Source organism: Bacteroides sp. DH3716P (genome assembly GCF_025914115.1).
GTDB classification, from domain to species: domain Bacteria; phylum Bacteroidota; class Bacteroidia; order Bacteroidales; family Bacteroidaceae; genus Bacteroides; species Bacteroides ovatus.
The window spans coordinates 6,631,192-6,632,079 of sequence record NZ_CP083673.1 but is presented as its reverse complement, the minus strand read 5'-3'; the positions used below and the strand labels follow the sequence as shown (position 1 = coordinate 6,632,079).

Sequence of the window (888 nt, the reverse complement as noted above, 5' to 3'; positions counted from 1 at the left end):
TGCCACAGGCAGTGAAGCCATCAATGATAACCTCAGCCGTTCCCGTGCCAGATTCATTGCAGAGGAACTGATGAAACGTGGTATGGAAAGTGGCACCATCTCTCAGATTTTCGATGGCGGCATTGACGATTACTCGCCCAATGAGGCGAACCGCCATACCAGAATTATGTTGTATCTATAGCCAGACATACAGCTCCGAACAAGAGCACTAAAACTTTTTTTCATTGATAAATTTTAAGCGAGGGGGCTTGTCCGTGACGGATAAGCTCTCTCCCTTTTATATACATTTTTTTCTATTCGCTTTATCAGGTCCACTTGCCGATGCCCATTTTTCTTTGCAAAGTTACTGCCCGGGCGAATGGTCAAGTACCGCCATGCTAACAGGCAGAGGACTGAACGACAGCTTTCCGCAAATCAAAGATTTGGGTATTTCATTAACTCCTCTGTCTGTTTCCTTGCCTTATCGCCCTCATTCCGCAGTCTTTTGATGCACGAAAAATCTGTTCCCGGCAAGCGGAGCCGAAAGGCTTCAAAAGGAGGGAAGAAAGAAACGGTTATGCGAACGTAGAGGGAATATATTCACTATGCTGAGTGTGAGTTTCTTCAACGAAGTTAAAAACAAGTTGAACATTCAAACATTAAACGATATGAGGACAAGAAGATTGAGCAAAGAACAAGGAAAGCAGTGCAATATCAGCCGTTTCCCCAACTTTCACAAGAGCGGAAGCATCAAAGGCATGAAGCGCATCTACTATGGCATGGATGCCTTGTTGGTGCGTTGCGGAGATTATATCTACAAGTAAGCGTCTCCGCGATTCTATCTTGTCGGCCTTTTTTCATTCTTATATTTTTGCTATGTATAAAAATGAAGCATTATGGATTTAGCAG

1 protein-coding gene and 1 pseudogene are annotated in these 888 nt (G+C 43.7%); both read left to right on the top strand.

The window, feature by feature from the left end:
- Positions 1-181: pseudogene (locus tag KQP79_RS25825) on the top strand (hypothetical protein); the annotation flags it as partial.
- 466 nt (positions 182-647) lie between these two features.
- Positions 648-803, top strand: coding sequence for a hypothetical protein (locus KQP79_RS25820; protein WP_165601821.1), 156 nt, complete (start codon positions 648-650; stop codon positions 801-803).
- Positions 804-888 lie beyond the last annotated feature (85 nt).

What these genes read in the sequence shown, in the direction of transcription:
- KQP79_RS25820 (WP_165601821.1), top strand. Translation starts at nt 648, where the DNA reads ATGAGGACAAGAAGATTGAGCAAAGAACAAGGAAAGCAGTGCAATATC.